Origin of the sequence: Methylotenera mobilis JLW8, from assembly GCF_000023705.1 — a bacterium.
GTDB lineage: Bacteria > Pseudomonadota > Gammaproteobacteria > Burkholderiales > Methylophilaceae > Methylotenera > Methylotenera mobilis.
In genome coordinates, this window is the sequence record NC_012968.1 from 1,994,161 (window position 1) to 2,018,935 (window position 24,775).

22 protein-coding genes and 2 tRNA genes are annotated in these 24,775 nt (G+C 40.6%); 19 read left to right on the top strand and 5 right to left on the bottom strand.

Going from position 1 to position 24,775, the window contains the following annotated elements:
* Positions 1–45 precede the first annotated feature (45 nt).
* The 3 genes from MMOL_RS09240 to MMOL_RS09250 form a co-directional block, all read right to left on the bottom strand.
* Positions 46–1,431: a GldG family protein gene (locus MMOL_RS09240; protein ID WP_015832763.1), complete on the bottom strand. Its 1,386-nt coding sequence runs from the start codon at positions 1,429–1,431 to the stop codon at positions 46–48.
* A gap of 14 nt (positions 1,432–1,445) precedes the next feature.
* Entirely contained in the window at positions 1,446–2,192 is a 747-nt protein-coding gene (locus tag MMOL_RS09245; protein WP_015832764.1) for an ABC transporter permease, read from the bottom strand.
* Positions 2,193–2,279: 87 nt separating this feature from the next.
* Complete coding sequence (locus tag MMOL_RS09250; RefSeq protein ID WP_015832765.1) at positions 2,280–3,215, bottom strand: ABC transporter ATP-binding protein; 936 nt, start codon at positions 3,213–3,215, stop codon at positions 2,280–2,282.
* A gap of 351 nt (positions 3,216–3,566) precedes the next feature.
* Here MMOL_RS09250 and MMOL_RS09255 point away from each other — a divergent pair, with 351 nt between their 5' ends.
* The 14 genes from MMOL_RS09255 (at position 3,567) to MMOL_RS09320 (ending at position 17,152) form a co-directional block, all read left to right on the top strand.
* A complete protein-coding gene (locus MMOL_RS09255) occupies positions 3,567–5,342 on the top strand; it encodes a tetratricopeptide repeat protein (protein ID WP_015832766.1) in 1,776 nt (591 codons plus the stop codon).
* A 41-nt stretch (positions 5,343–5,383) separates the two neighbouring features.
* Complete coding sequence (gene lolB / locus MMOL_RS09260; RefSeq protein WP_015832767.1) at positions 5,384–5,995, top strand: lipoprotein insertase outer membrane protein LolB; 612 nt, start codon at positions 5,384–5,386, stop codon at positions 5,993–5,995.
* 62 nt (positions 5,996–6,057) lie between these two features.
* Positions 6,058–6,936 (top strand): 4-(cytidine 5'-diphospho)-2-C-methyl-D-erythritol kinase, encoded by an 879-nt coding sequence (ispE, locus tag MMOL_RS09265; protein WP_015832768.1) that lies wholly within the window; start codon positions 6,058–6,060, stop codon positions 6,934–6,936.
* A gap of 13 nt (positions 6,937–6,949) precedes the next feature.
* Positions 6,950–7,026 (top strand) — tRNA-Gln (locus MMOL_RS09270).
* A gap of 128 nt (positions 7,027–7,154) precedes the next feature.
* On the top strand, positions 7,155–8,090 hold the full coding sequence (locus MMOL_RS09275) for a ribose-phosphate pyrophosphokinase (RefSeq protein WP_041928824.1): 936 nt from the start codon (positions 7,155–7,157) through the stop codon (positions 8,088–8,090).
* Between the two features lie 72 nt (positions 8,091–8,162).
* A complete protein-coding gene (locus MMOL_RS09280) occupies positions 8,163–8,771 on the top strand; it encodes a 50S ribosomal protein L25/general stress protein Ctc (protein ID WP_015832770.1) in 609 nt (202 codons plus the stop codon).
* Positions 8,772–8,893: 122 nt separating this feature from the next.
* Positions 8,894–9,469, top strand: coding sequence for an aminoacyl-tRNA hydrolase (gene pth, locus MMOL_RS09285; protein ID WP_015832771.1), 576 nt, complete (start codon positions 8,894–8,896; stop codon positions 9,467–9,469).
* 143 nt (positions 9,470–9,612) lie between these two features.
* A complete protein-coding gene (gene ychF, locus MMOL_RS09290) occupies positions 9,613–10,698 on the top strand; it encodes a redox-regulated ATPase YchF (protein WP_015832772.1) in 1,086 nt (361 codons plus the stop codon).
* A gap of 668 nt (positions 10,699–11,366) precedes the next feature.
* Positions 11,367–13,499 carry an ATP-binding protein gene (locus tag MMOL_RS09295; protein WP_015832773.1) on the top strand — a complete coding sequence of 711 codons (2,133 nt, stop codon included), beginning with the start codon at positions 11,367–11,369 and terminating at the stop codon, positions 13,497–13,499.
* Complete coding sequence (locus MMOL_RS09300) at positions 13,496–13,870, top strand: response regulator (RefSeq protein ID WP_015832774.1); 375 nt, start codon at positions 13,496–13,498, stop codon at positions 13,868–13,870. Before MMOL_RS09295 ends, MMOL_RS09300 begins: the two co-directional genes overlap by 4 nt.
* Entirely contained in the window at positions 13,863–14,324 is a 462-nt protein-coding gene (locus tag MMOL_RS09305) for a chemotaxis protein CheX (protein ID WP_015832775.1), read from the top strand. The genes MMOL_RS09300 and MMOL_RS09305 overlap by 8 nt, the downstream gene beginning before the upstream one ends.
* A gap of 155 nt (positions 14,325–14,479) precedes the next feature.
* Positions 14,480–14,556, top strand: a tRNA-Met gene (locus MMOL_RS09310).
* A 316-nt stretch (positions 14,557–14,872) separates the two neighbouring features.
* Positions 14,873–16,339, top strand: a complete 1,467-nt coding sequence (locus MMOL_RS09315) for a reverse transcriptase domain-containing protein (protein WP_015832776.1) — start codon at positions 14,873–14,875, stop codon at positions 16,337–16,339.
* 189 nt (positions 16,340–16,528) lie between these two features.
* Positions 16,529–17,152 (top strand): SLATT domain-containing protein, encoded by a 624-nt coding sequence (locus MMOL_RS09320; RefSeq protein ID WP_148207861.1) that lies wholly within the window; start codon positions 16,529–16,531, stop codon positions 17,150–17,152.
* An 81-nt stretch (positions 17,153–17,233) separates the two neighbouring features.
* Here MMOL_RS09320 and MMOL_RS09325 read toward each other — a convergent pair whose 3' ends face one another.
* Positions 17,234–17,503 (bottom strand): thioredoxin domain-containing protein, encoded by a 270-nt coding sequence (locus tag MMOL_RS09325; RefSeq protein WP_148207862.1) that lies wholly within the window; start codon positions 17,501–17,503, stop codon positions 17,234–17,236.
* A 104-nt stretch (positions 17,504–17,607) separates the two neighbouring features.
* Positions 17,608–18,746 (bottom strand): IS3 family transposase gene (locus tag MMOL_RS09330; RefSeq protein ID WP_420794735.1). Its coding sequence is split into 2 segments (ribosomal slippage): positions 17,608–18,491 and positions 18,491–18,746, totalling 1,140 coding nucleotides; the frame shifts between segments, so codons are not numbered across the junction.
* 34 nt (positions 18,747–18,780) lie between these two features.
* Here MMOL_RS09330 and MMOL_RS12330 point away from each other — a divergent pair.
* The 5 genes from MMOL_RS12330 to MMOL_RS09355 all read left to right on the top strand — a co-directional run bounded on the left by MMOL_RS12330 (position 18,781) and on the right by MMOL_RS09355 (position 24,775).
* Positions 18,781–18,957 (top strand): DinB/UmuC family translesion DNA polymerase, encoded by a 177-nt coding sequence (locus MMOL_RS12330; protein ID WP_148207863.1) that lies wholly within the window; start codon positions 18,781–18,783, stop codon positions 18,955–18,957.
* 165 nt (positions 18,958–19,122) lie between these two features.
* Positions 19,123–19,239 carry a DUF4113 domain-containing protein gene (locus MMOL_RS12335; RefSeq protein WP_420794746.1) on the top strand — a complete coding sequence of 39 codons (117 nt, stop codon included), beginning with the start codon at positions 19,123–19,125 and terminating at the stop codon, positions 19,237–19,239.
* A gap of 520 nt (positions 19,240–19,759) precedes the next feature.
* The gene (locus MMOL_RS09345) at positions 19,760–21,190 is read left to right on the top strand and encodes an ATP-binding protein (protein ID WP_015832782.1); all 1,431 of its coding nucleotides are present in this window, start codon (positions 19,760–19,762) and stop codon (positions 21,188–21,190) included.
* Positions 21,187–23,841, top strand: coding sequence for a Z1 domain-containing protein (locus MMOL_RS09350; protein ID WP_015832783.1), 2,655 nt, complete (start codon positions 21,187–21,189; stop codon positions 23,839–23,841). The genes MMOL_RS09345 and MMOL_RS09350 overlap by 4 nt, the downstream gene beginning before the upstream one ends.
* 22 nt (positions 23,842–23,863) lie before the next feature.
* Positions 23,864–24,775 carry a PD-(D/E)XK motif protein gene (locus MMOL_RS09355; RefSeq protein ID WP_187287222.1) on the top strand — a complete coding sequence of 304 codons (912 nt, stop codon included), beginning with the start codon at positions 23,864–23,866 and terminating at the stop codon, positions 24,773–24,775.

The window sequence follows — 24,775 nt, forward strand, 5'->3', positions numbered from 1 at the left end:
AAATAGTTAGCTTAATTCAGCACGCCTACATTAAGCGCTGCCAGATTAAGCTCTTCTGCGTTTCCACCAGAAGTAAAAACCAGCGAGCATGAAGCCCAGCGGGATAAAGTACTGGAAGCCATGAAACACGGTCCAAGCAACCAAGCGACCTTGATCGGTATCCGGAATAGAAACGTTAATGTCTTTTAGTGGCATAGGCTGTATCGTAATCAGATTGTCATCACCAGCTAACCAGTTCACGATGTTGATGCCTAAGTCCAGGTTACCACCATTGGTAATAAAGGTATTCGATAAGAAGTTAGCATTACCCATTACCACCACACGCTGGCCTTTTTTACCGTAGATACGCTCCAAGGCAACACCCACGTTGATAGGGCCGCGTTTGTCTGCTTTTTCATTAAACACAGGCTTAGCACCTTTTGCCAGTTTTGCAGCAGAAAGCCAGCCATTCGGTGCCACCTCAACCAGTTTACTTACTTTCCAGCCGTTATCGTCGGTACCTACTGCACTCACCTCATGTGACTCTGGGAACAAGGTACGCAACATAAAGTTGGTGGTAATAGGATGCTCACCATATAGGCTGGCAAAAGCAACACGGGCATCTGCACCGTATTGGGCGGATGCCATATCTAGCACAACACCAGGCGACACACTCAGACCTAAGTAGTCGGCAACCGCTTGCATACCTTTATAGTCATTATCATCTAGCAACCACAACAAGTTACCGCCGGCTTCTAGGTAGGCCTTAATCTTTTGCGCCTCAATGTCGCTGATATCCACTTGCGGGCTAGCCACCACCAACATAGCGCCATTACGTGGCACAGACTGTGCGATGGTTAAGTCTGGGTTGGCAAATTTAAAGCCTTTGCTTTCCAACTGCTTACCAAACTCACCTAAATCGTGGTTTTTAACGCCCAGTAAGTTACGCTCACCATGACCATCCAAGTACATAATCGCTTGCTGATTAGTACGTGATAATCTCACCAGTAAGTTGGTGAACTCTTGCTCGGCAAATGGCGGTGTAATATGCTCAGTACGTTTTTGGTACTCCACCACCACTTCACCATCCACCTTCACGCCGGCATCTTGCGCGAGCTTAGGTTCTTCAGATGGGTTCACGAATTTCAGGCGAATATCATGCTTATCGCGTTGGTAACGTGCCACAAAGTCCACAATCCCTTTGCGGAACACATCACCGCTTGATGCATCATCTTTGGTGGCATACACGGTAATGTTAACCGGTGCTTTCATTTGCTTGAGCACGTTCACACTACCCTGCGTCAGAATATTACGGTTAGCCTGTGTAATATCTTTGGCAGTGCGGTATTGGCTAGCAAAATACCCTAGCAACACCACCAGCATTAAAAACAGTACGACAAAAAACCAGTTTTGTACTAATAACTGAAAACGTAATTTACGATTAATGTTCATGTTAGAAATTCCAATTAACCACGTAAGCGGTCAGCATCTAGGCGACGCACTGTTAAGGTTAAAAATGTCACTGCGAATAAAATAAAATAGACGATATCTGCACTATCAATCAAACCACTGGCAAATGATTGAAAGTGTCGTGTGAGAGATAAGCTGCCAAGCACATTGGTCGGGTCGTCGCCAAAAAAGCGGTCTAGCATCATCAATGCAAACAGCGCAATAAAGGTTAGGATTGCTGCAATCACCGGCTGCTGTGTTAAGCTTGAGAAGTAAATACCCAGCGCAGAAAAGCCCGCCACCATCAACAGCAAGCCCAGTGAGTTAGCTAACAAAAAGCCAAAGTCAATGTCAGCCCAAATGTTCAGCGTAGATAGCATTGCCGCGATAAACACAATTAACACACTTAAAAACGCAACTAAGCCTACAAACTTACCGACCACAATTTCCGTCAGTGAAATCGGCGCACTGAATAAAAATGGCAGGGTTTGGCTACGGCGCTCTTCAGAAATCAGTCGCATAGACAACAGCGGCACTGCAAACAACATGATAAATGAAGCCAAACCATACACAGACTGACCAACAAACTGGGTCACGCCGGTACGCTCAGCTGGGCGCATTGCTCCAGACATCACGGCAAAGTAATCATTCACTGCATTTAAATATTGCGTGCCAAAAGCAAACATCAGCAGCGATAAAATCACCCAGCCCATTGGCGAGGCAAACACACTTTTAAGTTCTTTTCTTGCGACATTGATAATCATAAATAAAACCTTAAATACCCGATTGTTATACTGAAAAGTGACTCGATTGAACCAAATTAAACAGCGGTATAGTGCATAACTTGCTGATTAAACAGCAAGTTGCTCTTGATAAGTCAACTGCATAAACACGTCTTCCAAGCTGGTTTGGTCCGGTGCAATTTGATATAAACCCCAGCCTTGTTGCACTGCAGCTTGTACAATCGCCTCGGCTGGCTCAGTACTTTCGGCATAACGCACGCGCATCAAACCATTGGCTAAACTTTCAGCCTCAGAAACGCCTGATATTCTTAGAACTTCTTCAATCGCAGGCGGATTGCGTAAGCCAATCAACAGTTTATTACCCACACGCTGACGCTTAAGCACATCAATTGAGCCGTTGAAAACCAACTTACCTTTATCAATGATTTGCACCTGATCACACACCATTTCCACCTCAGGCAGAATGTGTGTAGAGATAATCACGCTATGATCCGTACCAACCTCACGAATTAAGGTACGAATATCACGAATTTGAATTGGGTCTAAGCCCACGGTTGGCTCATCCAGAATCACCACCATCGGGCTATGAATAATCGCCTGTGCAATCCCTACGCGTTGCTGATAACCATTGGACAAGTTCTCAATCAGGCGCTTGCTCATATGCGTTAAACCACAACGCTCTTTCGCATTTTCTACGGCCTTTTTGATATTTTTAGCACTCACGCGATGCAGCCTGGCCGCCATCGTTAGGTACTCATCAACAGTTAACTCTTTATATAGGGGGCGCATTTCCGGCAGGTAACCAATCAAGGCTTTCGCCTCTTTTGGATTTTCCATCATATCGATACCGCAAATCTTGACACTACCGTAGCTAGGCGCCAGATTGCCAGTGAGCATTTTCATGGTGGTAGATTTACCGGCACCATTGGGGCCTAAGAACCCCAAAACCTCGCCCTTACTTAAGGTGAAATTTACATTACTTACTGCTTCGCGACCTCCATAAAGCCGCGTAAGCTCAATTGCCTCAACTGTAAAATTATTCATAGGTACTCAATTTTAAAACATTCGTTTAAATACAGACGGTTACTACCAATTTTATAAAAACATCATAAAAAGTCTGACCCAGATAAAACAAATCTATAGGTTCGAATCTATAGGCGACAGTTCATTTCACTTGCGTTATAGTCAACCTGTAATTATGTCGGAACTTGCAGTCGCTGTCACGGACTAAGAAGCAACGAAGCATGATACAGTGTTTAAGCTAAATATCAGAAGGCTCGCTGCCACACAGCATAAATATTGAGCGAATCTTATTAAAGTTAATGCAATCTATAAACGCGTAATTTACTATATAACTAAATCGATCCATTTTATAAAACAGTTTCACATACACTGATGACGAAAAAACTAGATTTGAACATGCCGCTGAAAAAAACTTCTGCAATCTCTACCGCGGTAAATGTTACTTTGTGCTTACTTGCGCTCGGACTAAGCAGCTGCGCCAGCAACACCCCCAATCGCTACCAATCAGACACGTTGGCGACCAACAACGAGCCAGCCAGCCCAGCCGAAAAAACACTCAGCGCAGAGTTTGTATACAAGTATCTAGTCGCAGAGGTCGCTGGGCAACGCGGTGAGGTCGGCACCGCTGGCGCAATTTTTTACGACTTGGCACGTACCGAGCAAGATCCTCGCCTTGCCGAGCGCGCAGCCAAAATCGGGGCATTTGCCAACATTCCAAGTTTGGCTATCCCTGCGGTAAAGCTTTGGGCTGAGCTAGACCCGGCATCAACAGAAGCACAGCAAGCCATGACCGAGATGCTGATTGCAACGGGTCGCCTACACGAAGCAGAGCCTTACTTGGCGCAATTACTGGTAAAAGAAGACACCAGAGCCGGTGGCTTTTTATTTATTAACTCGCTATTAAACCGCAGCCCAGATAAGGACGCGGTATTAAAACTGATCCAATCACTTGCCAAACCCTACCCTGAACTAGCAGAGGCAAACTTTGCCATTGCACAAGCTGCATACGTGGCTAATCAAGATAGCGTAGCATTAGATGCATTGGCAAAAGCTGAAGAGTCACGCCCAAACTGGACTATTGTTGCCTTGCTAAAAGGCCAGGTGCTATTTCGCCAATCCCCCGCTAAAGCGACAGCCTTTTATTATGAATATTTAAAAGTGCAGCCAGATGCAAACGAGGTTCGCATTAATCTGGCAAAAATCCTGGTGAATCAGAAACAATATGCCGCAGCCAAAGCCGAGTTTCCGATTATTTTAGAGAATGCTAAGCAATCAACAGAAAACAACGGTGCTGAAATTTACGCCATTGTGGGCTTGCTGGCTTTTCAAACTAACGACTACAACGAAGCAGAAAAGGACTTTAAACAAGCGATTGCCCACAACTTTAAAGATACTGACCAGATTTACCTTTACCTGGGGCAAACCGCTGAAAAGCAAAAACACGATGTAGCCGCCATGTCCTGGTATAACAAAGTATCAAGCGGGCCACGTTATCTTGAGGCACAGTTTAATTTAGCCAATCTGATTGCACGCACGCAATCTACAGATAAAGCGATTGAGCTGTTAGACAATTTAGAAGACCTGAATGTGGAACAACAAATCCTAGTAATTAAAGCCCAAGCCGCTTTACTTGCTAAAGACAAGCGCAATCAGGAAGCTTTTGATCTGCTAGAAAAAGCGGTAAAAAACCTCCCTAACACGCCAGAGCTGGTTTACGACTACGCTCTTGCGGCAGAGCGTTTAGCTAAATTTGACGTCATGGAGTCAGAACTACGTAGAGCGATTGCAGAAAAACCAGATTTTGCAGCTGCCTACAATGCGCTGGGCTACTCATTTGCCGACCGTAACATTAAGCTAAAAGAAGCCATCAATTTAATTGAAAAGGCATTAACGCTTGCCCCGAATGACCACTACATGCTAGACAGCCTAGGCTGGGCGCATTACCGCAAAGGCAACCTAGACAAAGCCATACAATATCTGGAGCAGGCATTCCGCATTAACCCAGACCCTGAGATTGCAGCGCATCTAGGGGAAGTATTATGGCAAAAAGGCGAGTTCGAGAAAGCCAAGAAAGTATGGAGCGACGCCTTGACTGCAGATCCGGATAACGAAATTCTACTAACCACTGCAAACAAGTTTAAATCCTAAGCGCCAGCGTAGCCGCAGCCCAAACTACACTAGCGATGCAAATGCCGCCAACCCGCCACTTTTTAGCACTGTGCATGGTCACTTTATTAGCCGCGTGCGCAAGCACGCCGCAGCGAGTGTCCATGAGCACAGATTCGTCGATACGTAATCAGGCACATTTACAGCGCAATGCCAAAATCCAGCAATTCTCGCTACAGGGCAGAATCGGCGTACAAACCAATAGCAAGGGATTTTCTGGCGGCCTACAATGGCAACACACATTAGCCAACGACAATATCGCGCTCTATTCACCGCTCGGCGGCCAGGTGGCGCAAATTACCAAATCCAGCAATCAAATCACGCTTATCGATGCCAATGGCAAACAAGTATCTGCAGCCAATGCAGAAACGCTCACCTATAATGCTTTAGGTTGGTCACTACCACTCACAGGATTAGCCGACTGGTCATTAGGCCGCCCCTCAAGCAGCCCAATTCAAGCCAGCACATGGGATGAGCAAGGCTTACTCACCACCTTAGAGCAAGACGGCTGGAAAATTGAGTTCACAAACTACACCGAACAAAATGGCTACTGGCTACCGGGTAAGATATTTCTGAAAAGTGACCAAGTTAACCTTAAGCTGCTGGTAGAAAACTGGAACAACATCACCAACTAAACAGCCATCCACTTAACACCTTTTAATATCAATCTACCTTTCAAGCACTCACAACCATAGCCATGCACGACTTTGAAGCTTTTTTAGCGCCAGCCAAAATTAATTTGTTTTTACACATCGTGGGGCAACGCAGCGATGGCTACCATCTACTACAAACCGCATTTAGATTACTGGACTATTACGACACCATTCACATCAAAACCACCAATACCGGCATCATTAAACGCGTGAACGATGTAGCTGGCGTACCAGAAGCACAAGACTTATGCGTGCGTGCTGCCCTATTATTGCAAAAACACACAGGCTGCCAGCTAGGGGCCGAGATATTGGTCGATAAAAAAATCCCCATGGGCGGCGGTTTAGGTGGCGGCAGCTCAGACGCAGCAACCGTACTGCTTTCCTTAAATCAGCGCTGGCAGCTTAACCTGCCCCGCGAAGAACTACTAACGCTAGGATTGCAGTTGGGCGCAGACGTACCTTTCTTCATTTATGGTAGCAATGCATGGGCAGAGGGCGTTGGTGAACAATTACAAGCACTTACGCTGCATGATGCCTATTATGTGGTGCTTACGCCTAATGTACATGTATCAACCGCACAAATTTTTGCTAATAAGCAATTGACAAAGGATACGATTCCTAAGACAATAGCGGCCTTTTCAGGGATAGCGCAATTAAGCACTGAAAATTCAGCGGGTAAAAACATACACGATGAATTTATAAATCAACTGGAAAAAGTAGTTTGTAGCATCTACCCTGAAGTAAAAGCGAGTTTAGACTGGCTAAAACAATTCGGAGATGCTAGAATGAGCGGCTCAGGTGCTTCGGTGTTTTTAGAAGTAAATGACGCAGAAACTGCGAACAGGATTTACCAACAAAAACCGAAAGAATATTTTGGGTTTGTTGCAAAAGGGTTAAATCAGCACCCTTTACTGTGTAAATAAACTGGTTAAATATTGGGGAGTCGCCAAGCTGGTTAAGGCACCGGATTTTGATTCCGGCATGCGAAGGTTCGAATCCTTCCTCCTCAGCCAAATTTTGTAGAAGCGTGTAGATTATTTGATTTACACGCTTTTATTTTTTAGTGAGTTTTTTTTATTAGTTAGCTGGACAATCTTGATAAGCCAGCACGATAGGAAATCGAATGGCGTCTAACGGCAACATGATGGTCTTTACTGGCAACGCCAACCCAGAGCTCGCGCAGCAAGTTGCAAAACACTTAGGCATTAATCTTGGCCAAGTGCATGTAGGTAAATTTAGCGATGGCGAAGTCATGGTTGAGTTGCTTGAAAACGTACGCGGTCGCGATGTTTTTGTATTGCAATCGACCAGCCACCCAACTAACGACAGCTTAATGGAAGTAATGGTCATGGTGGATGCGCTACGTCGCTCATCTGCTGGCCGTATTACTGCTGCTATCCCATATTTCGGTTACTCAAGACAAGATCGTCGTCCACGTTCTGCTCGCGTTGCAATTACCGCTAAAGTGGTTGCCAACATGCTGACCGGCGTTGGTGTTAACCGTGTATTGACGATGGATTTACACTCAGACCAAATCCAAGGCTTTTTTGATATCCCAGTAGATAACATCTATGCCACACCAATTTTATTGGCTGATTTATTAGAGCAAAAACATGAGAACCTAGTAGTGGTTTCTCCTGACGTTGGTGGTGTTGTGCGTGCACGTGCATGTGCAAAACAGCTAGGTTCAGACTTGGCGATTATTGATAAACGCCGTCCAAAACCAAACGTCGCTAAAGTGATGAACATCATTGGTGATGTTGCTGGCCGTACCTGTGTGATTATGGATGACATGGTTGATACAGCCAACACACTATGTGAAGCTGCTGCCGCATTGAAAAAGCATGGTGCAGTAAAAGTAGTAGCGTATGCAACCCACCCAGTTTTATCTGGTGGCGCCGCAGAACGCATTATGAATTCTGAGTTGGATGAGTTAGTTGTTACCAACACTATTCAATTGCAAGCAGATAGCATTAATTGTAAAAAAATCCGTCAATTGAGCGCAGCAGCATTGCTGGCAGAGACAATTCGCCGCATCAGCAGTGAAGATTCTGTAAGCTCATTGTTTATGGACTAAGTATTTCACCCTGTCTTCTGGTCGCGGAAGGCAGATTCGTTGTAGTAAAGCAGTAAATTTAGGAGTAGTAAAATGGCTATTGAAATCAATGCAGTAAAACGTGACGCTAAAGGTACGGGTGCGAGCCGCCGCCTACGTCATGCTGGCTCTGTGCCTGGTGTAGTATATGGTGGTGGTAAAGATGCATACCCACTAGAAATCAACGCAAAAGAATTGTTCTTACAATTCCGTCACGAAGCTTTCCATGCTTCAGTGTTAACGCTGATTATCGAAGGTAAAAAAGAAAGCGTACTATTACGTGATTTCCAAATGCACCCAGTGCGCAACACAATTCAACACGTTGATTTCCAACGCGTTAGTGCAACTGAAAAAATCCACGTTAAAGTGCCATTCCACTTCACTAACGCTGATGCAGCGCCAGGTGTTAAATTAGGTGGTGGTATTGTTGCTCATATCCAAACTGAAGCTGACGTAAGCTGCTTGGCAAAAGACTTGCCAGAGTTTATCGAAGTTGACGTTTCAGCTTTAGAAGTGGGTCAATCAATCCACTTGTCACAAATCAAACTACCAAAAGGTGTTGAGTTTGTGCAATTAGCACACGGTGATGACGCAGCTGTAGCTTCTATCGCTAAAACACGCGGTAGCGTTTCAGCAACTGCTGAAGAAACACCAGAAGCTTAAGTATTCATTACGTAAGCTAGCTAAATAGCGCGCACTTTTTGATTAAAGTGCGCGTTTTTTTTAGGTGCAAACTAAATTGCATCTATGCAAAAATGCACGATGCACCAACTTAAAGTCACTATATGAGCGGAATTAGATTATTTGTAGGCCTAGGTAATCCTGGCGAAAAATATGCAGCTACGCGCCATAATGCAGGTTTTTGGTGGATAGACCAAGTAGCGGCGGCCACCAATAGCAAATTGGCAGTTGATGCTAAATTCTTTGGCTTTGCTGGCAAGTTAAGCCCAACCGCAGACAGCTGGCTGATCAAACCCACCACTTTTATGAATGCAAGTGGCAAGGCAGTTGCCGCACTAGCTAATTATTACAAAATATCACCTGCAGAAATTTTAGTGATTCATGACGAATTAGATTTACCTGCAGGCAGTATTAAAATGAAATTTGGCGGCGGCCACGGCGGCCACAATGGGTTACGCGATATACATTCAGCGTTAGGCACAGCAGACTATTGGCGCTTACGCGTAGGCATTGGTCACCCTGGCTCAAAAAATGAAGTGGTTAACTTTGTACTCAAAGCACCCACTAAAGATGAACAGCATGTGATTGACGATAGCATTTATGACAGCTGTAAATTAGTAGATTTAATGCTTAAAGGCGAATTTGATAGCGCCATGTTAAAATTGCACACAAAGAAATAGTCACCTTACCTAAGCAGCTGTTTTATATTTATATTTTATGCAAAAAAAGCGTAAATCATATTAGAAAAGACAGCGCTAAAGATACGGCGAATCGATGAATACGAATACAACGCAATGCTTGCGTTAAAGATGATTGGAAAAATATGAAGTGTGGAATCGTAGGCTTACCTAACGTAGGCAAATCAACCTTATTCAATGCAATTACCAAGGCTGGGATTGCGGCCGAAAATTACCCATTCTGCACCATTGAGCCTAATGTTGGCATCGTTGAGGTACCAGATACCCGCCTGCAACCATTGATTGACATAGTAAAACCACAGCGCGTACAACCAGCGATTGTGGAGTTTGTGGACATCGCAGGCCTAGTAGCCGGCGCATCTAAAGGTGAAGGCTTAGGTAACAAGTTCTTAGCTAACATCCGTGAAACAGATGCGATCTCTCACGTAGTGCGCTGTTTTGATGATGGCAATGTGGTGCACGTTGCGGGCAAGGTAGATCCACTTTCTGATATTGAAGTGATTAACACCGAGTTGGCGCTTGCCGATATGGAAACCGTTGAAAAAACATTACAACGTGAAAGCAAAAAAGCTAAATCTGGTGACAAAGAAGCGATTGCACTTGCTGGCTTATGTGAAAGAATCCAAAAACACTTAGATACTGGCGCACCAGTGCGCACCTTAGGCTTAGATGCTGATGAACTCAACATCATCAAACCACTCTGCCTAATTACAGTTAAACCGGTAATGTACATCGCTAACGTGGATGAAAAAGGTTTTGAGAACAACCCTTACCTAGATAAAGTTGTCGCATTAGGCAAAGCTGAAGGCGCACCAGTCGTGTGTATTTGCGCAAAAATCGAAGGCGAGATTTCTGAGCTGGATGACGCAGACAAAGTAGAATTCTTAGCTGAGCTAGGCCAAGACGAGCCAGGCCTAAATCGCGTGATTCGCGCTGCCTATGATTTACTTGGTTTGCAAACCTACTTTACCGCTGGCGTACAAGAAGTTCGCGCCTGGACCGTTAAAAAAGGCGCAACAGCACCTCAAGCAGCTGGCGTGATCCACACCGACTTTGAACGTGGCTTTATTCGCGCAGAGGTGATTGCCTATGACGAATACGTGAAAAACAAGGGCGAGCAAGGCTCAAAAGAAGCCGGTAAAATGCGCTTGGAAGGCAAAGAGTACATCGTACAAGATGGCGATGTGATGCACTTTAGATTTAACGTATAAAGATTCAACGTATTACACCATCATGCCATGAGTGCATGTGTTAACCGACACAGACACTCATGGCTCAAGTACGTCACCCTGCACTCCTCTAACCTACGCACCCAATCACCGCCATTACCAACTACTATTATCGCTATATTTTCGTAGCGACACCTTGTAGTTAGCCGTGCTATTGCACCGTCTTTGTGCATACAAGCACATACTCATCCAGCAAAAATAAAATAATTCATAGAAATTAACATTAAATATCATTAGGTTACACACAACCATAACCGTGGCACGGCTATTGCTTTTAGCAACATATGCAGACACATATAACAATTGTGAATACTGCGACAACATTTACAAACTCAATGCGTGGGTATGTAAATCGCTTTACAGATAAACACTGATGTCAATGGCGACATCAAAGTGGCTCAAAACTTGAGTGTAATAAATTTAAGACAAAGGCGTCTTTCTGGCTGAGATATCACTTGGCCTGGAAGACGCCTTTTTTGTTGGCACTTTAAGTATTTAGATTTAACGAAAACATGGGATGAAGCAAACACGATTAACTGAAGTGAAAAATCCGCACTATATAGATAGCTTCATAAACATAACTTCAATTCTGCGTTAGCACGGTGAGCTGCATTACCAAATATATTTTAACCATTGCATAAGGAGCAGGCATGTCCAGCAACAGTACGTATAATCAAAAGAGGCAGCTAGGTACGTTGAACAAATACCGCGGCATTATATTGGCCGTCACTCTCTTTCTGGTATTTAACTTGGCAGTGCTTGGCCTTAACTTCTACACCTCATCTACGTTAGATAGCGATGCCGTTTCCATCAATCTTTCAGGTCGGCAGCGCATGCTCTCACAACGCACCGCAAAAGTATTGCTGTCAATTCAGGTCGATGCAGCACAGGGCAAGTTTGATGCAAAAAATATGGAAGAGCTCCAAAAAGTCAGTACGCTGTTTGACACTACGCTGAATGCCTTTAAAACCGGCGGCACGGTCATGGGTGGTAACGAGAAACCAGTATTCCTACCTAAAGTAACTGATACTGCCTCTATTCAGGCCGTGAATGATGCCTTGCTTATCTGGCAGCCCTACAAAAAGCTGCTGGAGTCAGTGATACTAAGCCGAGTGATAGACGAAACACGGCTAGACCTTGCCACAGATTATGCACGTGAAAATAATCTGAAGCTGCTAAAGCTGATGAACAACCTGACGACGCAACTAGAACAAAACACCAAAACCAAAGCCAGTCATTTGCAACTGATTCAAACAATTGCATTGGTATTATCACTGTTACTGTTTGCCAATATTGTGTTCAACGCGCTACGCAAGCTGCGTGCTGCCGATGGCGAGATTGAAAAAGCACAGCGCGAAACTACCGAGATTCTCAATACCGTTAAAGAAGGTCTGTTTTTGTTAGACCATGAACTCGCAGTTGGTAGCCAGATTTCACGCTCTATTGAACAAATATTGCAGCATAAAGTAAGCGCAAACATGCCGTTTATGCCCATACTGCAGCAACTGGTTTCCGATGACATTTTCACTTCTTCCAAAGATTACATACAGCTACTGTTTGGCAACAAGGTAAAAGAGAGCTTGATGCTAAGCCTTAACCCGCTCACGCAGGTAAAGGTACAAACAAGAGACGACGCATCGCCACGCTACCTTAGCTTCCAGTTCAACCGCGTGGTAGAGAATAAACAAGTCTTGCACCTCTTAGTAACGGTGCAAGACGTAACCGAGCAAGTAACGCAGGGTGAGGAGCTAACTAAGCTCAAGGGTCAATCCAGCATCAATCTCGATCTGCTGAAAGCCTTGCTGCAAGCCGACATCACCCAACTGCGCCAATTCTTGACGCAGGCACACAGTAGTTTAGATGTGATTAACGAAGTATTAGCCAATGCAGATAAACGCGCTGCTACGCATAGTGATATGGTGAATCAATGCTTCCGCATCATCCATGCCATTAAAGGTGAGTCTGGGGCCATAGGCTTACAGGCCATTGAAACGCTAGCGCATCAATTTGAAGAGCACTTGGTATCGCTACGCAACAAGAACGAATGGGATGCCCAAGAGATTTTAAGTCTACCGGTAATGTTAAGCGCCTTGCTTGAGCAAATTACACAAATTGAAATGATTGTAGACTTCATGCAGGCACACCACCAGGCCAACAACAGCCCAAGCGCCCCTCAATCTATCTCTACCAATGTTGCTAATAACCTAAAGCGCCTCGTAGAACAGGTAAGTCAAAGCCAAAATAAGAACGTGCAGCTAAACTTAGAGCTAGCGTTACTAGACCAAATGGACACAAAAACCGTGCATCAACTGCAACAGATTGGCATCCAGCTAATCCGTAATGCTATCTGTCATGGCATAGAGTCAACTGACATTAGGCTGGCACAAGGAAAATCAGCACATGGCGAAATATCTATCACCACCCGCATAAATCAGGAGGGCATTATTGATTTTATTGTGCGTGATGACGGCCAAGGCATTGTTCCCAACCGCATCCGCGCTGCCATGCTTACCTCAGGGCGCTACGCCAGTGACACAGTACACAAGCTATCCGATAAGGAAATTGTCGCCAAATTATTTGAACCAGGCTTCTCAACCGCCAGCAGCGTCGATCAAGATGCGGGCCGCGGTGTAGGTATGGATTTAGTGCAATCGCTTATCAATGAAATTGGTGGCGAGCTAAAAATAGACACCAAAGCCGATGTATTTACACAATTCGCCTTCCGTATTTCCAAGCACGCTAAACCATCTATCAACCTGAATTCGACAGAGGCCGTAATATGAAATTAATGATAGTCGATGACTCCAATATTATCAGGAGCAGAATTTCCAGAATTATTGCAGACTCAAAACTTCCGCCTATCGAAGTTGTTGGTACCGCAGCCAATGGCACCGATGCATTTGCACTATGCGTGGCAAAGCGCCCAGACATTGTCACCATGGACCTCACCATGCCGGAAATGGATGGCGTGGAATGTACCGCTCTGCTCGTTGAGTTTGACCCTAACATCAAAATCCTCATCATCTCTGCGCTTAGCGACAAAGCCACTGCGATTGAAGCGCTAAAAAATGGCGCCAATGGCTTCCTATATAAACCATTTACGGATGAAGAACTCGTTAACGCGATACTGGAGCTAATAAAAGAAAATGAGTGACTTAAGCGAAAAAGACATTGAAGTCTTTATTGAAGCCATTGGTAACTACTTCAAACAAGCAACCAAAGAAGCCGCAGCCATTAAAGTAGCCTACCTTGCGCAAAGCGCATTTCCAATGAACGACTACACCGGAAAAATCAAAGTGAGTGATGGCTACGAAGGTGCACTCTACTTCTCTGCACCCAGTGCCATGTTGCGACACCTGCTAACGGTGATGAAAGAAACTAACCAATCAGAAGAGAACCTGCTCGATGTCGTAGGCGAAATCGCCAACACCATCTCCGGCAATGCACGGAAATATTTTGGCGAAAACATGGTGATCTCCATCCCAGAAAAAATAGCAAATCTATCTGAAAACTTAGCGCAACAAGCGCGCTCATATGCTTACGTGATCATTATTAAATGGAAGCACTACAGCGCATCACTCATCGTAGACATTTCAAGAAAATTCTAATGCAAACACCTAACCGCGAGATGAAAAGCAAGCAGGCTACAAATTAAACAGCTAATTATCAAAAATAACGTAAAAAAGTGAAAACTACTTTTGACAATTCACCACTAAAACACTAGAATTGCGGCCTTGCTGAAATTAAAGCAAACAGTTTACAAGGTGATGTAGCTCAGCTGGTTAGAGCACAGGATTCATAATCCTGGGGTCGAGGGTTCAAGTCCCTCTTTCACCACCATTCTACGGGGCTTCCAGCGATGGGAGCCTTTTTTTGTTTGCCCCAAAATACTATGGGCAACATATGGGCAACGGCAGAAAATAAAAATACATGGATTTAAGTAATTTAATTCATCATTTTTATATCAAATTATTAGTTTTTCACTATCAAAATCTCTTCAAAATAATTTTTTCAGCTCATAAAACTCTCAAAAATTTAGAGCCTAAGGACTAGAGTCCTGTGCTCAAATAGTCTTTAATAAACCTGCATGGTTTACTTTTCGCTTCATAAGAAAGACAATCATCTGAGTAGGTATTAATTGCAAACAAGGCAAACAATGCAAATCTTAGAAATTGATAATAAAAAATATTTTTTCAACGGCTCCCAACTTCATGAGACTTTACCTCCATCAAAACTGCTTGAAGTTTACTTCAGTCAAATTGAGCTAAAGAAGATATTTGATAACAAGTTCAAAGACTCAAAAGCAAAGGGAATTGATAGGTTAAATGGTTCTCAGTTTGAAAAACAGTCTGTAAATCACCTGAAAACTATAAATAAAAAGTGCTTGAGTGGCACATATAAATTCTCCCCATATGCTGAGGTCTTACAGCTAAAAGGAAGGGGTAAGTCGCCAAGACTTATTGGAATACCAACCCTACGAGACAGATTAGTTTTAAACCAGTTGAAAGATGTTTTAGCTCACATTTTTCCAGACTGTGTACCAAAAACTAGAGCGAACACTCTAATCCATAAAATTTCTAGAGAAATTAAGCAACTTAATTACCAAGCAAATGATGAAGAAGTTATGGTATTTGGATGCGATATAAAAGGGTTTTACGATGAAATTGACCGTAATATTCTTTTGGAAATTTTAAAAAAAAGAATCAAATCAGTTAAAGTTATAAAGCTTATTTTGTCTGCTATAAGTAACCCAATAGTACCAAGAAATTATCGCAATAAAAACTTAGACGATTTCACAACTGAAAAAGGTGTTCCGCAAGGCTTAGCTATTTCTAATATTTTAGCTGCAATATATTTAAGCGAGTTTGATACAGAAATTCGTAAAGTTTCAAATCATTATTTCCGATATGTTGATGACATTCTTGTTATTCATAAGTCGAATGATGCTGAAAATGTAAAAAGTATTATTGAATCAAAATTGAATCTGTTGGGTTTGCAAATTCACCCCCTAGGCTCTGGAAAAACTCATTTTAGTAAGTTATCAGAAGAGTTTGGTTATTTAGGTTATTTATTCAAAATCCCTAAAATTTCGGTTAGACAATCCACAGTGGAACGATTTCTACAATCAATTGTGGGCAAATTTAGCGATTATTTGCACAACAAAAGTTATAGACTAAATAAATTCAAGTATTTGACAGAAGATTTACTTAAAGGAATATTTTTATTAGAGTTAAATGAACGAATCACTGGTGCAATCAGTGAGCAAAAAAAATATGGTTGGGTCGCTTATTTTTCAGAAATTACAGATCTCGAACTCTTAACTAAATTAGATAATGCAATTAGTGGTTTCTTTTCGAGACTTGATGACTTTAATAATAAGCCACCCAAATCTTTGAAGCGGCTAGTTCGTACATATTATGAAATGAGTTACTCACCTCAAAGAGGCTACATTAATAATTATGATATTTTAGATACTAATGAGAAAAAAATCGCTTTCTTAAGTGAACGTGGACGACTGAATCCTGATCGCTCTTATGATGAAAGCGAAATAAGTGAGCTTTTTATATACTACAAAAATAAAAATCTTTCTGACCTTGAACCTGATGATGCTACACTATATTAGTGGGGTGTCGGTTCTAAATTAACTATTTAGAACAGCTCTTTAAGTAAAGAGTGGCAGTGACCAATGGTGGTTAACAAGACACCTAGCCTAAGGCAAAAACCTCTATGCATTGAATTGATTAAAATGCAAATTAGAGAGATTATTACACTGATTTATTTCGATTCCCCACATTTAAGTTGAGTTTATTGATTGAAAAAAACTATTGAAGAACAAGTAGCTGAGTTTTGCACAAAAATGTGGAGAACATCTGGTGCACGATTTAATGCACAACGAAGAATGAAATACAGAAACACTATGTCTGTATTCTCAATCTCTGTTTTGTCCATATATTTAATTGCTATTACAGTTTTTCAGAAAATATATAAACTAAGTGATATCTGTCCTGATTTGGATAATCATTTAACTTTTATTTCTGTAGTTGGTGCGGTATTTATTATAGTTATTAGCTTGATTGAGTGGGCTAGTGACTTTTCCTTGAAGTCAGAACAACTATTCGAAAATGCTAATGATATTAAAGATCAAAGATTGCAACTAGAACAAGGGTTATCCGAAGGACTAAACTCACAAGAGTTAGCAGCTTTACTTACAAGAGTTCGCCAAGCCTACGAAACACTTACTAACGGGAACAATCCAAATCATGAGCCTATCGACGATTTGTATTTTAGAGCTCATCACAAAAATGAATCTAGCACTCCATTTAACCTTACCACCACTGAGAGAGTACTGGCTATTATAAGGTGGCATTTTGCTTGTAATGGTTTATATATAATTCTACTGGCGTTACCATTTCTAATTCTCTATGGCTTATGGTAGTTGACTACATTTAATAGGGGTATTTAAATATCACTCATGAAGAGAATTACGATTCAGTGTTAGTTTAAAAAAGATAGATATTTATACATATAAGTTGCCATCCTCATCCACCAGCCCCTTTTCTACATACTTCTCATACTCTTTAATATAAGCTATATCAGGTTTTTTATGGATATATGCTGTCGGTTGTGCAATCAAATAAGGACTACCACTTATTAAAATTTCACCTGAATCGTTCTGAGTTACTGTTCTCACCAAGCAGTATATTATGTAGCGGTTAGTTCCACCTATACGAGCAATTGCTGACATTGAATATAAATACTGTGCATCTAGTATCCATTCAAATCTCAAATTCTTTCTTTTATAATGCATTCTGATAGGTGGAGTAGAGGTTCCTATGGGCAACTCTGGACTCTTAGCATGAACTGGACTTCCCAGAATATCGTAGACGTTTATTAGTTTCCGTTTTGTAATTTCTCAAACATCATCGGGCTCATTTGATTTAGATGGCTGTGCCGACGTTTACGATTGTAAAACACTTCGATGTATTCAAATATCTCTGATTTAGCCTCCTCTCTCGATACGTAAATCTTACGTTTGATATGCTCTTTCTTCAGGCTACTGAAGAAGGACTCTGCTACCGCGTTATCATAGCAATTGCCACGACGACTCATGCTAGGTTCTAGACGATTATCTTTGCACCATCTCACAAAGTCATCGCTACCAAACTGACTACCTTGATCGGAGTGGATAATCACGGACTGTTTTGGTTTCCGTCGCCATACCGCCATTGTTAACGCATCTAGTACTATTTCCGTTGCCATCGTAGACTTCATTGACCAACCCACCACTGATCTAGAGTACAGATCAATCACCACAGCAAGATATAACCAGCCTTGATAGGTGCGAATATAAGTAATATCCGTCACCCAGGCTAAATCAGGTTGCGATACCGTGAACACTTGCTGAAGCCTATTGGGTGATGCTACAGATGGTATACCAGATTTATAGCGTGGTTTACGATAGCCTCGAATGGATTTGAGCTTGGCATTGCGCATAATTTTAGCGACACGATTCTCACTACACTTAATGCCAGCCTCTCGTAAGTCGTAGTGAATACGTGGGCTGCCATAAATGCCGTAGCTATCTTCGTATGATCGCTTGATTTCAATCAGCAATGCAGAGTCTTCTATCGCTCTATTAGATAGTGGTTTTAATTTCCATGCGTAGTAGCCGCTACGATGTACTTTTAATACTCGACACATACTGATCAATTGAAATTGCTGACGATGCTGGTCAATAAATGCGTACTTTAATCGGACAGTTTGGCAAAGTACGCGGCGGCCTTTTTTAGGATGTCGCGCTCTTTAGTGGTGCGCTTGAGTTCTGCCTTCATTCGTTGCAGTTCTAGTTTGAGCGCAACGAGGTCTTTTGCGTTTGGTAGATCGTCTTGTTGGCTTTGCTTAAGCCAAGCGTAAAGGCTTTTATCTGAAACACCTAAGCGCTTTGATACTTCAACGACGCCATGGCCGCGCTCAGTGATTTGTTTGATTGCTTCAGCCTTAAATTCAGCTGTATATCTGGTACCTCTCATTTACTACTCTCCAGTTCAGTTTCGACATTATTGAATGTCTACTAAATTCTGGGAAGTCCAAAGCAGAGCTGCTGAAAGGCTGCGACGTCAGCAATCAGTGGCTGGATCGGTGTATGTCTATATCAGAACCAGCCCATTCAAATTGGATGAGGCGTTCTATAGCAGCGGCATGACGGTGCCATTACCTAGTCCAACGTATGATAGCAGGTAGCTTGCAAACGTCGCGCTATGGGCCTTAAAACAGCTTTACAGATCCCATTACAACTACGCAAAGGCATGTGTAATGCTCAGTGAACTTGTGCCGATAACTGGTGCGCAGATGGATATGTTTACCAAGACGGAAATATCAGACAAATCCGCTATGCTGATGCAGACGATGGATAGCATTAACCGTAAGATGGGAAAAGAATCTATCAAGCTTGCAAGAGAGGGATTCAAAAGACCGTGGAGGATGCGGCAGGAGAATAAGAGTCCAAGTTATACGTCTGACTGAGAACAACTGGTGATTGTAAAATAATGACGATAAATGGGACAAATTTAATAAAAAATCAGTAAAAAATTACATCCTATTGCGTTTTATCTGTAGGTTCATGAATTAGTTAACTAATTTAACATTTATCGGCTAATGAAATGCAATAGAAACGCAAGTGAAATGCAATAGGATTTTGATGTTTTTCAGATTAGCGTAAATAGCTGAATAATCGGATGTCGTAATCATTAATGTAAGAGTCCAAAAGCTATGCTTATTTAATTTTTGATTTCTTAAAAATTTATCTTATACAAGAGAATTGACTATCAACTAAACAATCATAGTGGAAAGCAAAATTAAATAGGTTTACTATCGAACTGAAAAAATAAGTCTCTATTATTCAAGAGAGTAAAAATATAAAAACATGGCCTAATAAATATGAATTAATCAGTAAAAATAAATCCTCTAAGAAAAACACCTTATCTGAATATTTCATAATCAGAGTTTTCAGAAGTATCGTAAAAATAAAAAGGAATAAGCAAGGATGCACGATATATATGAATCAACGGTTGTAAATCCTAATGTTGCCAACTTAATAACTTCACTAAGAGATATCGGCTATAACTTTGAAATTGCTATAGCCGATATTGTTGACAACAGCATTTCTGCAGATTGCAAGAATGTTGAAATTTTCGCACTTCAATACCCAGAAAACAAAGTATGCATTCTAGATGATGGCGACGGAATGGATGAAGCTGAACTAATTGAAGCGATGAGATTAGCAACGCAACACCCATTAATTGAACGCTCAGAGAGAGATTTAGGTAGATTTGGCCTTGGTCTCAAAACGGCATCTTTTTCCCAGTGCAAGAAACTCACAGTTGCATCTAAAAAAAATGAGATTATAAATATTAGGCAGTGGGATCTTGAGTTCATTTCAAAAAAAAATGAATGGCTTTTACTTACACCTGATTTATTCTCCTATGGAAAATTGCCGGCATTTGATTTGTTGAAAAAATCACAAAGTGGAACGCTAGTGATTTGGGAGGATTTGGATAGGATAGAAGGTTTCGAATTCAGTTCTTTAATTGACAAATTGCGCTCGCATCTATCATTAGTTTTCCATAGATTTATGGAAGCTACAGGAAATAAAAAGCTTAAAATTTCCATCAACAATCATTCACTGGAACCCTTTAATCCATTTAATGTAACTCATAATGCAACGCAACAAATTAATGAAGAAAAAATTAAAGTTTTCGACGAATTTGTAGCAATACAACCCTATATTCTTCCTCATCATTCTAAAATCTCCCAGCAAGAATTTGAGAGATATGCAACTGAAGACGGCTATACAAAATCACAAGGCTTTTATCTGTATAGGGGTAATAGACTATTAATTTATGGCACTTGGTGGGGGCTTCATAAAATGAGTGATGCCCATAAACTAGTTCGAATTCGCATAGATATATCAAATACCCAAGACACCTACTGGGGTATTGATATAAAAAAATCAACTGCAAAGCCAGTCGGTATTATTAGGGACGATTTGAAACGAATTATTGCTCAAGTAACTGAGAAAGGATCTAGACCATTTACAGGAAGAGGTAAAAAAATTGAAGATAAAACAACTAAAAATTTTTGGCTTTTAAAGCCCGAGTCAGATTCCATTAGTTTCATATTGGATTTAGAACATCCAATCCTTCAAAGTATCCTAATTTCTCTAAATGAAGATGCCCGTCAATTATTAATTCTTTATTTAAAGGGAGTACAGGCCTATCTACCACTAGATGCTATCCAGGCGCAATTGAATCAAAACCCACACGCTATAAAACAAGATGAACTTATAGCCGAAAATGATATTTACAAACTCATTGAAATTATAAATGGAATGAATTTGGACCAAGACGCAATCTCGTTATTACTAAAAACGGAAGTTTTAAAAAAACATAACAATTTATTAGGTTTAGAGAAATGAATAATTCATACCAACGTATTAAAGATTTTATTTTTGGCAACTTAAGAAAACAACCTGCGCCAATTCCTGACAGTCTTATTCGAAATGAGATAGATTCAGTTAAAAAGCTGATAAATCAGCTAGGTCTTGAAATATTTGCAAAATTTCTTGCTGACAAATCTATTTTACAAGAGCTTTCTAATAGTGATTGGGAAAGGATGGAGTATGAGCTTGAGACACAATTTGACGTCAAAATGGCTGAAGGATTCTTAATAAAGGATACATCCCAAATAAACAGAGACCCTTATTGGTGGACGAGTAAGGCAAAGCAAACTTGCGATAGTTTTTATTGGGATCGTTATGAAAACTATCTTAATAACACTCTAAATGATGAGGTAATTAAAACCATAAATAAAGACACTGATGTTGTAATGGACAATATAGAAGACCCATCTATTGACACGTTTAGTAGGTATGGGATGGTTGTTGGGCATGTTCAATCAGGTAAAACTGGTAATTACTCAGCTTTAATCTGTAAAGCTGCTGACGCAGGATACAACTTTATTGTTGTAATTGCAGGCGGAATGAACAATCTACGTGACCAAACACAAGAAAGACTTAATGAATCTTTTGTCGGTCAAGACATGGGGCAACAAGTAGGCGTTGGAATTGGTAATGTAAATAGAACAAAATTACCTATTAGTCTAACGACTAAGGAGAAAGATTTTAATAAGCAAGATGCAGATAAAAATGCTCAAGGATTAAATTTTGATAATATAAAAGCACCAATTCTTTTGGTAATTAAAAAAAATACAAAAACATTATCGAATGTAATTGGATGGTTAGAAAAACAATATAAAAACCAAATTGCCAAGCACTCCATGTTGGTTATCGACGATGAATCAGATTATGCATCTATAAATACGAAAGAAGAAAATGATCCAACAAAAATTAATGAGAGAATCAGAAAGCTTATTAGTTTATTTAAGAAAAGTGCATATGTAGCTTATACCGCCACACCATATGCAAATATTTTTATTGACCATCAGGTAGGTCATGATGAGCTTGGTAAGGACTTATTTCCCCGAGATTTCATATATGCACTAGATGCACCGACAAATTATTTTGGGGCTAGAAAAATATTTTTGGATCCAGAGAGAAAAAACTTAATTTCTATAGATGATTATTTAGAAACTTTCCCACAAAAACATAAAAAAGATTGGTATGTCATAGGTTTACCTGAAAGCTTAAAAGATGCCACAAGACACTTCTTATTGAATATTGCCATACGTTATTTACGTGGTCAGGGAAGCATGCATAACAGCATGCTGGTTCATGCATCAAGGTTCACCAATGTTCACCAACGCCTTAGTAGCTTAGTAGAGAGCTATTTGAGTCAAATTAAACGGGAAGTTAAATCATACGGAAAATTACCAGATGCTTCTCAACAAAGTTTATTAATCTCAGATATTAAAAAAACTTATGATATTTATCTAAGCAAACAAGAGTTTGAATGGGAAGAGGTATTAATAACGCTTACAAATCTAGTTTCCAATGTAGTTGTTCGCGAGGTGCATCAAAGTACAACTGTTCCGCTTGTGTATAGAAAAGACATGCCAACGAATGCAATTGTGATCGGCGGAACTAGTTTGTCTAGGGGTTACACACTTGAAGGTTTGAGTATTAGCTATTTCCTCAGGAATACAATTTTTTATGACACCTTGATGCAAATGGGTAGGTGGTTTGGTTACAGAACAGGTTATGAGGACTTATGTAAAATCTATTTACCAGACCTTTCAATTGAAAGTTTTGGTCAAATTATTGAAGCAACTGAAGACTTAATAGATGACTTCAAACGAATGTCAGCAGAACAAATGACCCCAGAGCAGTTTGGATTAGCAGTTAAATACCATCCTGACAGTGGCTTGCAGGTAACGGCCAGAAATAAACAAAAAAATGCCAAAGATATTTATTTTGAAATGAAATTGGATGGGCATTCCAAAGAAACTGCATGGCTGATAAAAAATGAAGAGCAGTCAAAAGAAAACATAGAATTAATTGTATCCACTCTTAAAAAGATAAATATTGATAATAAATATCAAAATAAAGGAAAAAGTTTTCTTTGGAAAAATGTTAATAAGAGCTTAATTCTACACTTGCTAACAAATTTTAATTTCTACGATGTTAATGATGAGTTAGGTTTCAGAACAAGAATGCCTATTAAGTTTATTTTGAAATATGTAGAGGATATAGATTCATATTGGGATGTTGCTTTATATAGTGGGGAAGGAGAAGAGTTTCAGGTCAATGAATTTATAAAAATAAATAAAGAAAAACGACAGTTAGATCCCAAAGGTGATCATTATGAAGTTCTGAATCGTCAAGTGTCATCTGGTTCTGCTGAATCAATTGTACTTGAGCCTGAGATTGCAAAAAGTCTTGGCAGCAAACGCAAAGACATTCGGATGAAAATGAATAAGCCTTTGTTAATGTTACATCTGCTACAAAATAGTAATGAGTTTCCGGTTGGAAATAGTAATACGTTTGCTGCTTTTGGCATTAGCTTCCCTGGTGGGATTAATAGTGGAACTGAAAAAACAGTAAAGTTAAAAATTAATAAAGTATATCTAGAAAACATTAATGACTTAATTGATGAGGATTCTGATGACTAACCTTACGTTACCCTGGGAGGGTATGCCAGAATCCTCTCGTCGGCGAATAAGCACCATTACAAATCATAATGTCTATTGGATAACTGACCTGGAAGGTCGCTGTGGGATATTTATTAAATCAAGATCTGAATTTGCTAATGTTAAGACGTCAATTAGCTTGAACGGAATTGATTTAATTAAAAGAAACTCAACGGGTACTGGTGAATTAATTTTATTGCTAAATGATATAAAAGATGCCCCTATATTTAATAAAATTTGTGAGGATTTAATTTCGTCTATAGAGCAGCATGAAAATAATGATGCGATGATAATTGGTGTTGAAGTTCGGTTACAAAGATGGCAGGAGCTATTAAGAAAAGGCCATAGCAACGTAATGTCTGTGGAATTGCAGATGGGGCTTTTTTCAGAGTTGGTTTTTTTGAAAGATTATCTTTCAAGAGAATTAAATATTGAATCAGCTATAATTTCTTGGGTTGGGCCTGAATTTGATAAACAAGATTTTTTATTTGATTCAGCAATTGTTGAAGTTAAATCCTACAGAACATCCAAAGGACAGCTTGTTGATATATCTTCAAAACAGCAACTTTATTCTGAAAAACAACCATTATTTTTAGTTACATTTGGATTAACTCGGTCTGAAGCAGGACAAACTGTTGAGGATATTGTCTCTGAGATTCTTGAGCTTCTTGCACCAGTATCTAAATTAACTTTAGATGTTTTTAACACAAAACTTATTAATTATGGATACATACCAGAATTGAAAAATGAGCCTTACGTTGGTTTTATAATTGATAAAACTAGATTCTTTTCAATTGGAGAGGGCTTTCCTAGGATCCCATTTGATATACCGTTGGAAATTGTTAAATTAGGCTACACGATAGATTTATCTTTGTGTAATGCCTTTGAAGTTACATTCGATAATATTTTTACTTAA

Excerpts from the sequence above, each read along its gene's own strand:
- MMOL_RS09240 (WP_015832763.1), bottom strand. The coding sequence starts at position 1,431 with ATGAACATTAATCGTAAATTACGTTTTCAGTTATTAGTACAAAACTGG.
- MMOL_RS09245 (WP_015832764.1), bottom strand. The coding sequence starts at position 2,192 with ATGATTATCAATGTCGCAAGAAAAGAACTTAAAAGTGTGTTTGCCTCG.
- MMOL_RS09250 (WP_015832765.1), bottom strand. The coding sequence starts at position 3,215 with ATGAATAATTTTACAGTTGAGGCAATTGAGCTTACGCGGCTTTATGGA.
- MMOL_RS09255 (WP_015832766.1), top strand. The coding sequence starts at position 3,567 with ATGACGAAAAAACTAGATTTGAACATGCCGCTGAAAAAAACTTCTGCA.
- lolB (WP_015832767.1), top strand. The coding sequence starts at position 5,384 with ATGCCGCCAACCCGCCACTTTTTAGCACTGTGCATGGTCACTTTATTA.
- ispE (WP_015832768.1), top strand. The coding sequence starts at position 6,058 with ATGCACGACTTTGAAGCTTTTTTAGCGCCAGCCAAAATTAATTTGTTT.
- MMOL_RS09275 (WP_041928824.1), top strand. The coding sequence starts at position 7,155 with ATGATGGTCTTTACTGGCAACGCCAACCCAGAGCTCGCGCAGCAAGTT.
- MMOL_RS09280 (WP_015832770.1), top strand. The coding sequence starts at position 8,163 with ATGGCTATTGAAATCAATGCAGTAAAACGTGACGCTAAAGGTACGGGT.
- pth (WP_015832771.1), top strand. The coding sequence starts at position 8,894 with ATGAGCGGAATTAGATTATTTGTAGGCCTAGGTAATCCTGGCGAAAAA.
- ychF (WP_015832772.1), top strand. The coding sequence starts at position 9,613 with ATGAAGTGTGGAATCGTAGGCTTACCTAACGTAGGCAAATCAACCTTA.
- MMOL_RS09295 (WP_015832773.1), top strand. The coding sequence starts at position 11,367 with ATGTCCAGCAACAGTACGTATAATCAAAAGAGGCAGCTAGGTACGTTG.
- MMOL_RS09300 (WP_015832774.1), top strand. The coding sequence starts at position 13,496 with ATGAAATTAATGATAGTCGATGACTCCAATATTATCAGGAGCAGAATT.
- MMOL_RS09305 (WP_015832775.1), top strand. The coding sequence starts at position 13,863 with ATGAGTGACTTAAGCGAAAAAGACATTGAAGTCTTTATTGAAGCCATT.
- MMOL_RS09315 (WP_015832776.1), top strand. The coding sequence starts at position 14,873 with ATGCAAATCTTAGAAATTGATAATAAAAAATATTTTTTCAACGGCTCC.
- MMOL_RS12330 (WP_148207863.1), top strand. The coding sequence starts at position 18,781 with ATGTCTACTAAATTCTGGGAAGTCCAAAGCAGAGCTGCTGAAAGGCTG.
- MMOL_RS12335 (WP_420794746.1), top strand. The coding sequence starts at position 19,123 with ATGGATAGCATTAACCGTAAGATGGGAAAAGAATCTATCAAGCTTGCA.
- MMOL_RS09345 (WP_015832782.1), top strand. The coding sequence starts at position 19,760 with ATGCACGATATATATGAATCAACGGTTGTAAATCCTAATGTTGCCAAC.
- MMOL_RS09350 (WP_015832783.1), top strand. The coding sequence starts at position 21,187 with ATGAATAATTCATACCAACGTATTAAAGATTTTATTTTTGGCAACTTA.
- MMOL_RS09355 (WP_187287222.1), top strand. The coding sequence starts at position 23,864 with ATGCCAGAATCCTCTCGTCGGCGAATAAGCACCATTACAAATCATAAT.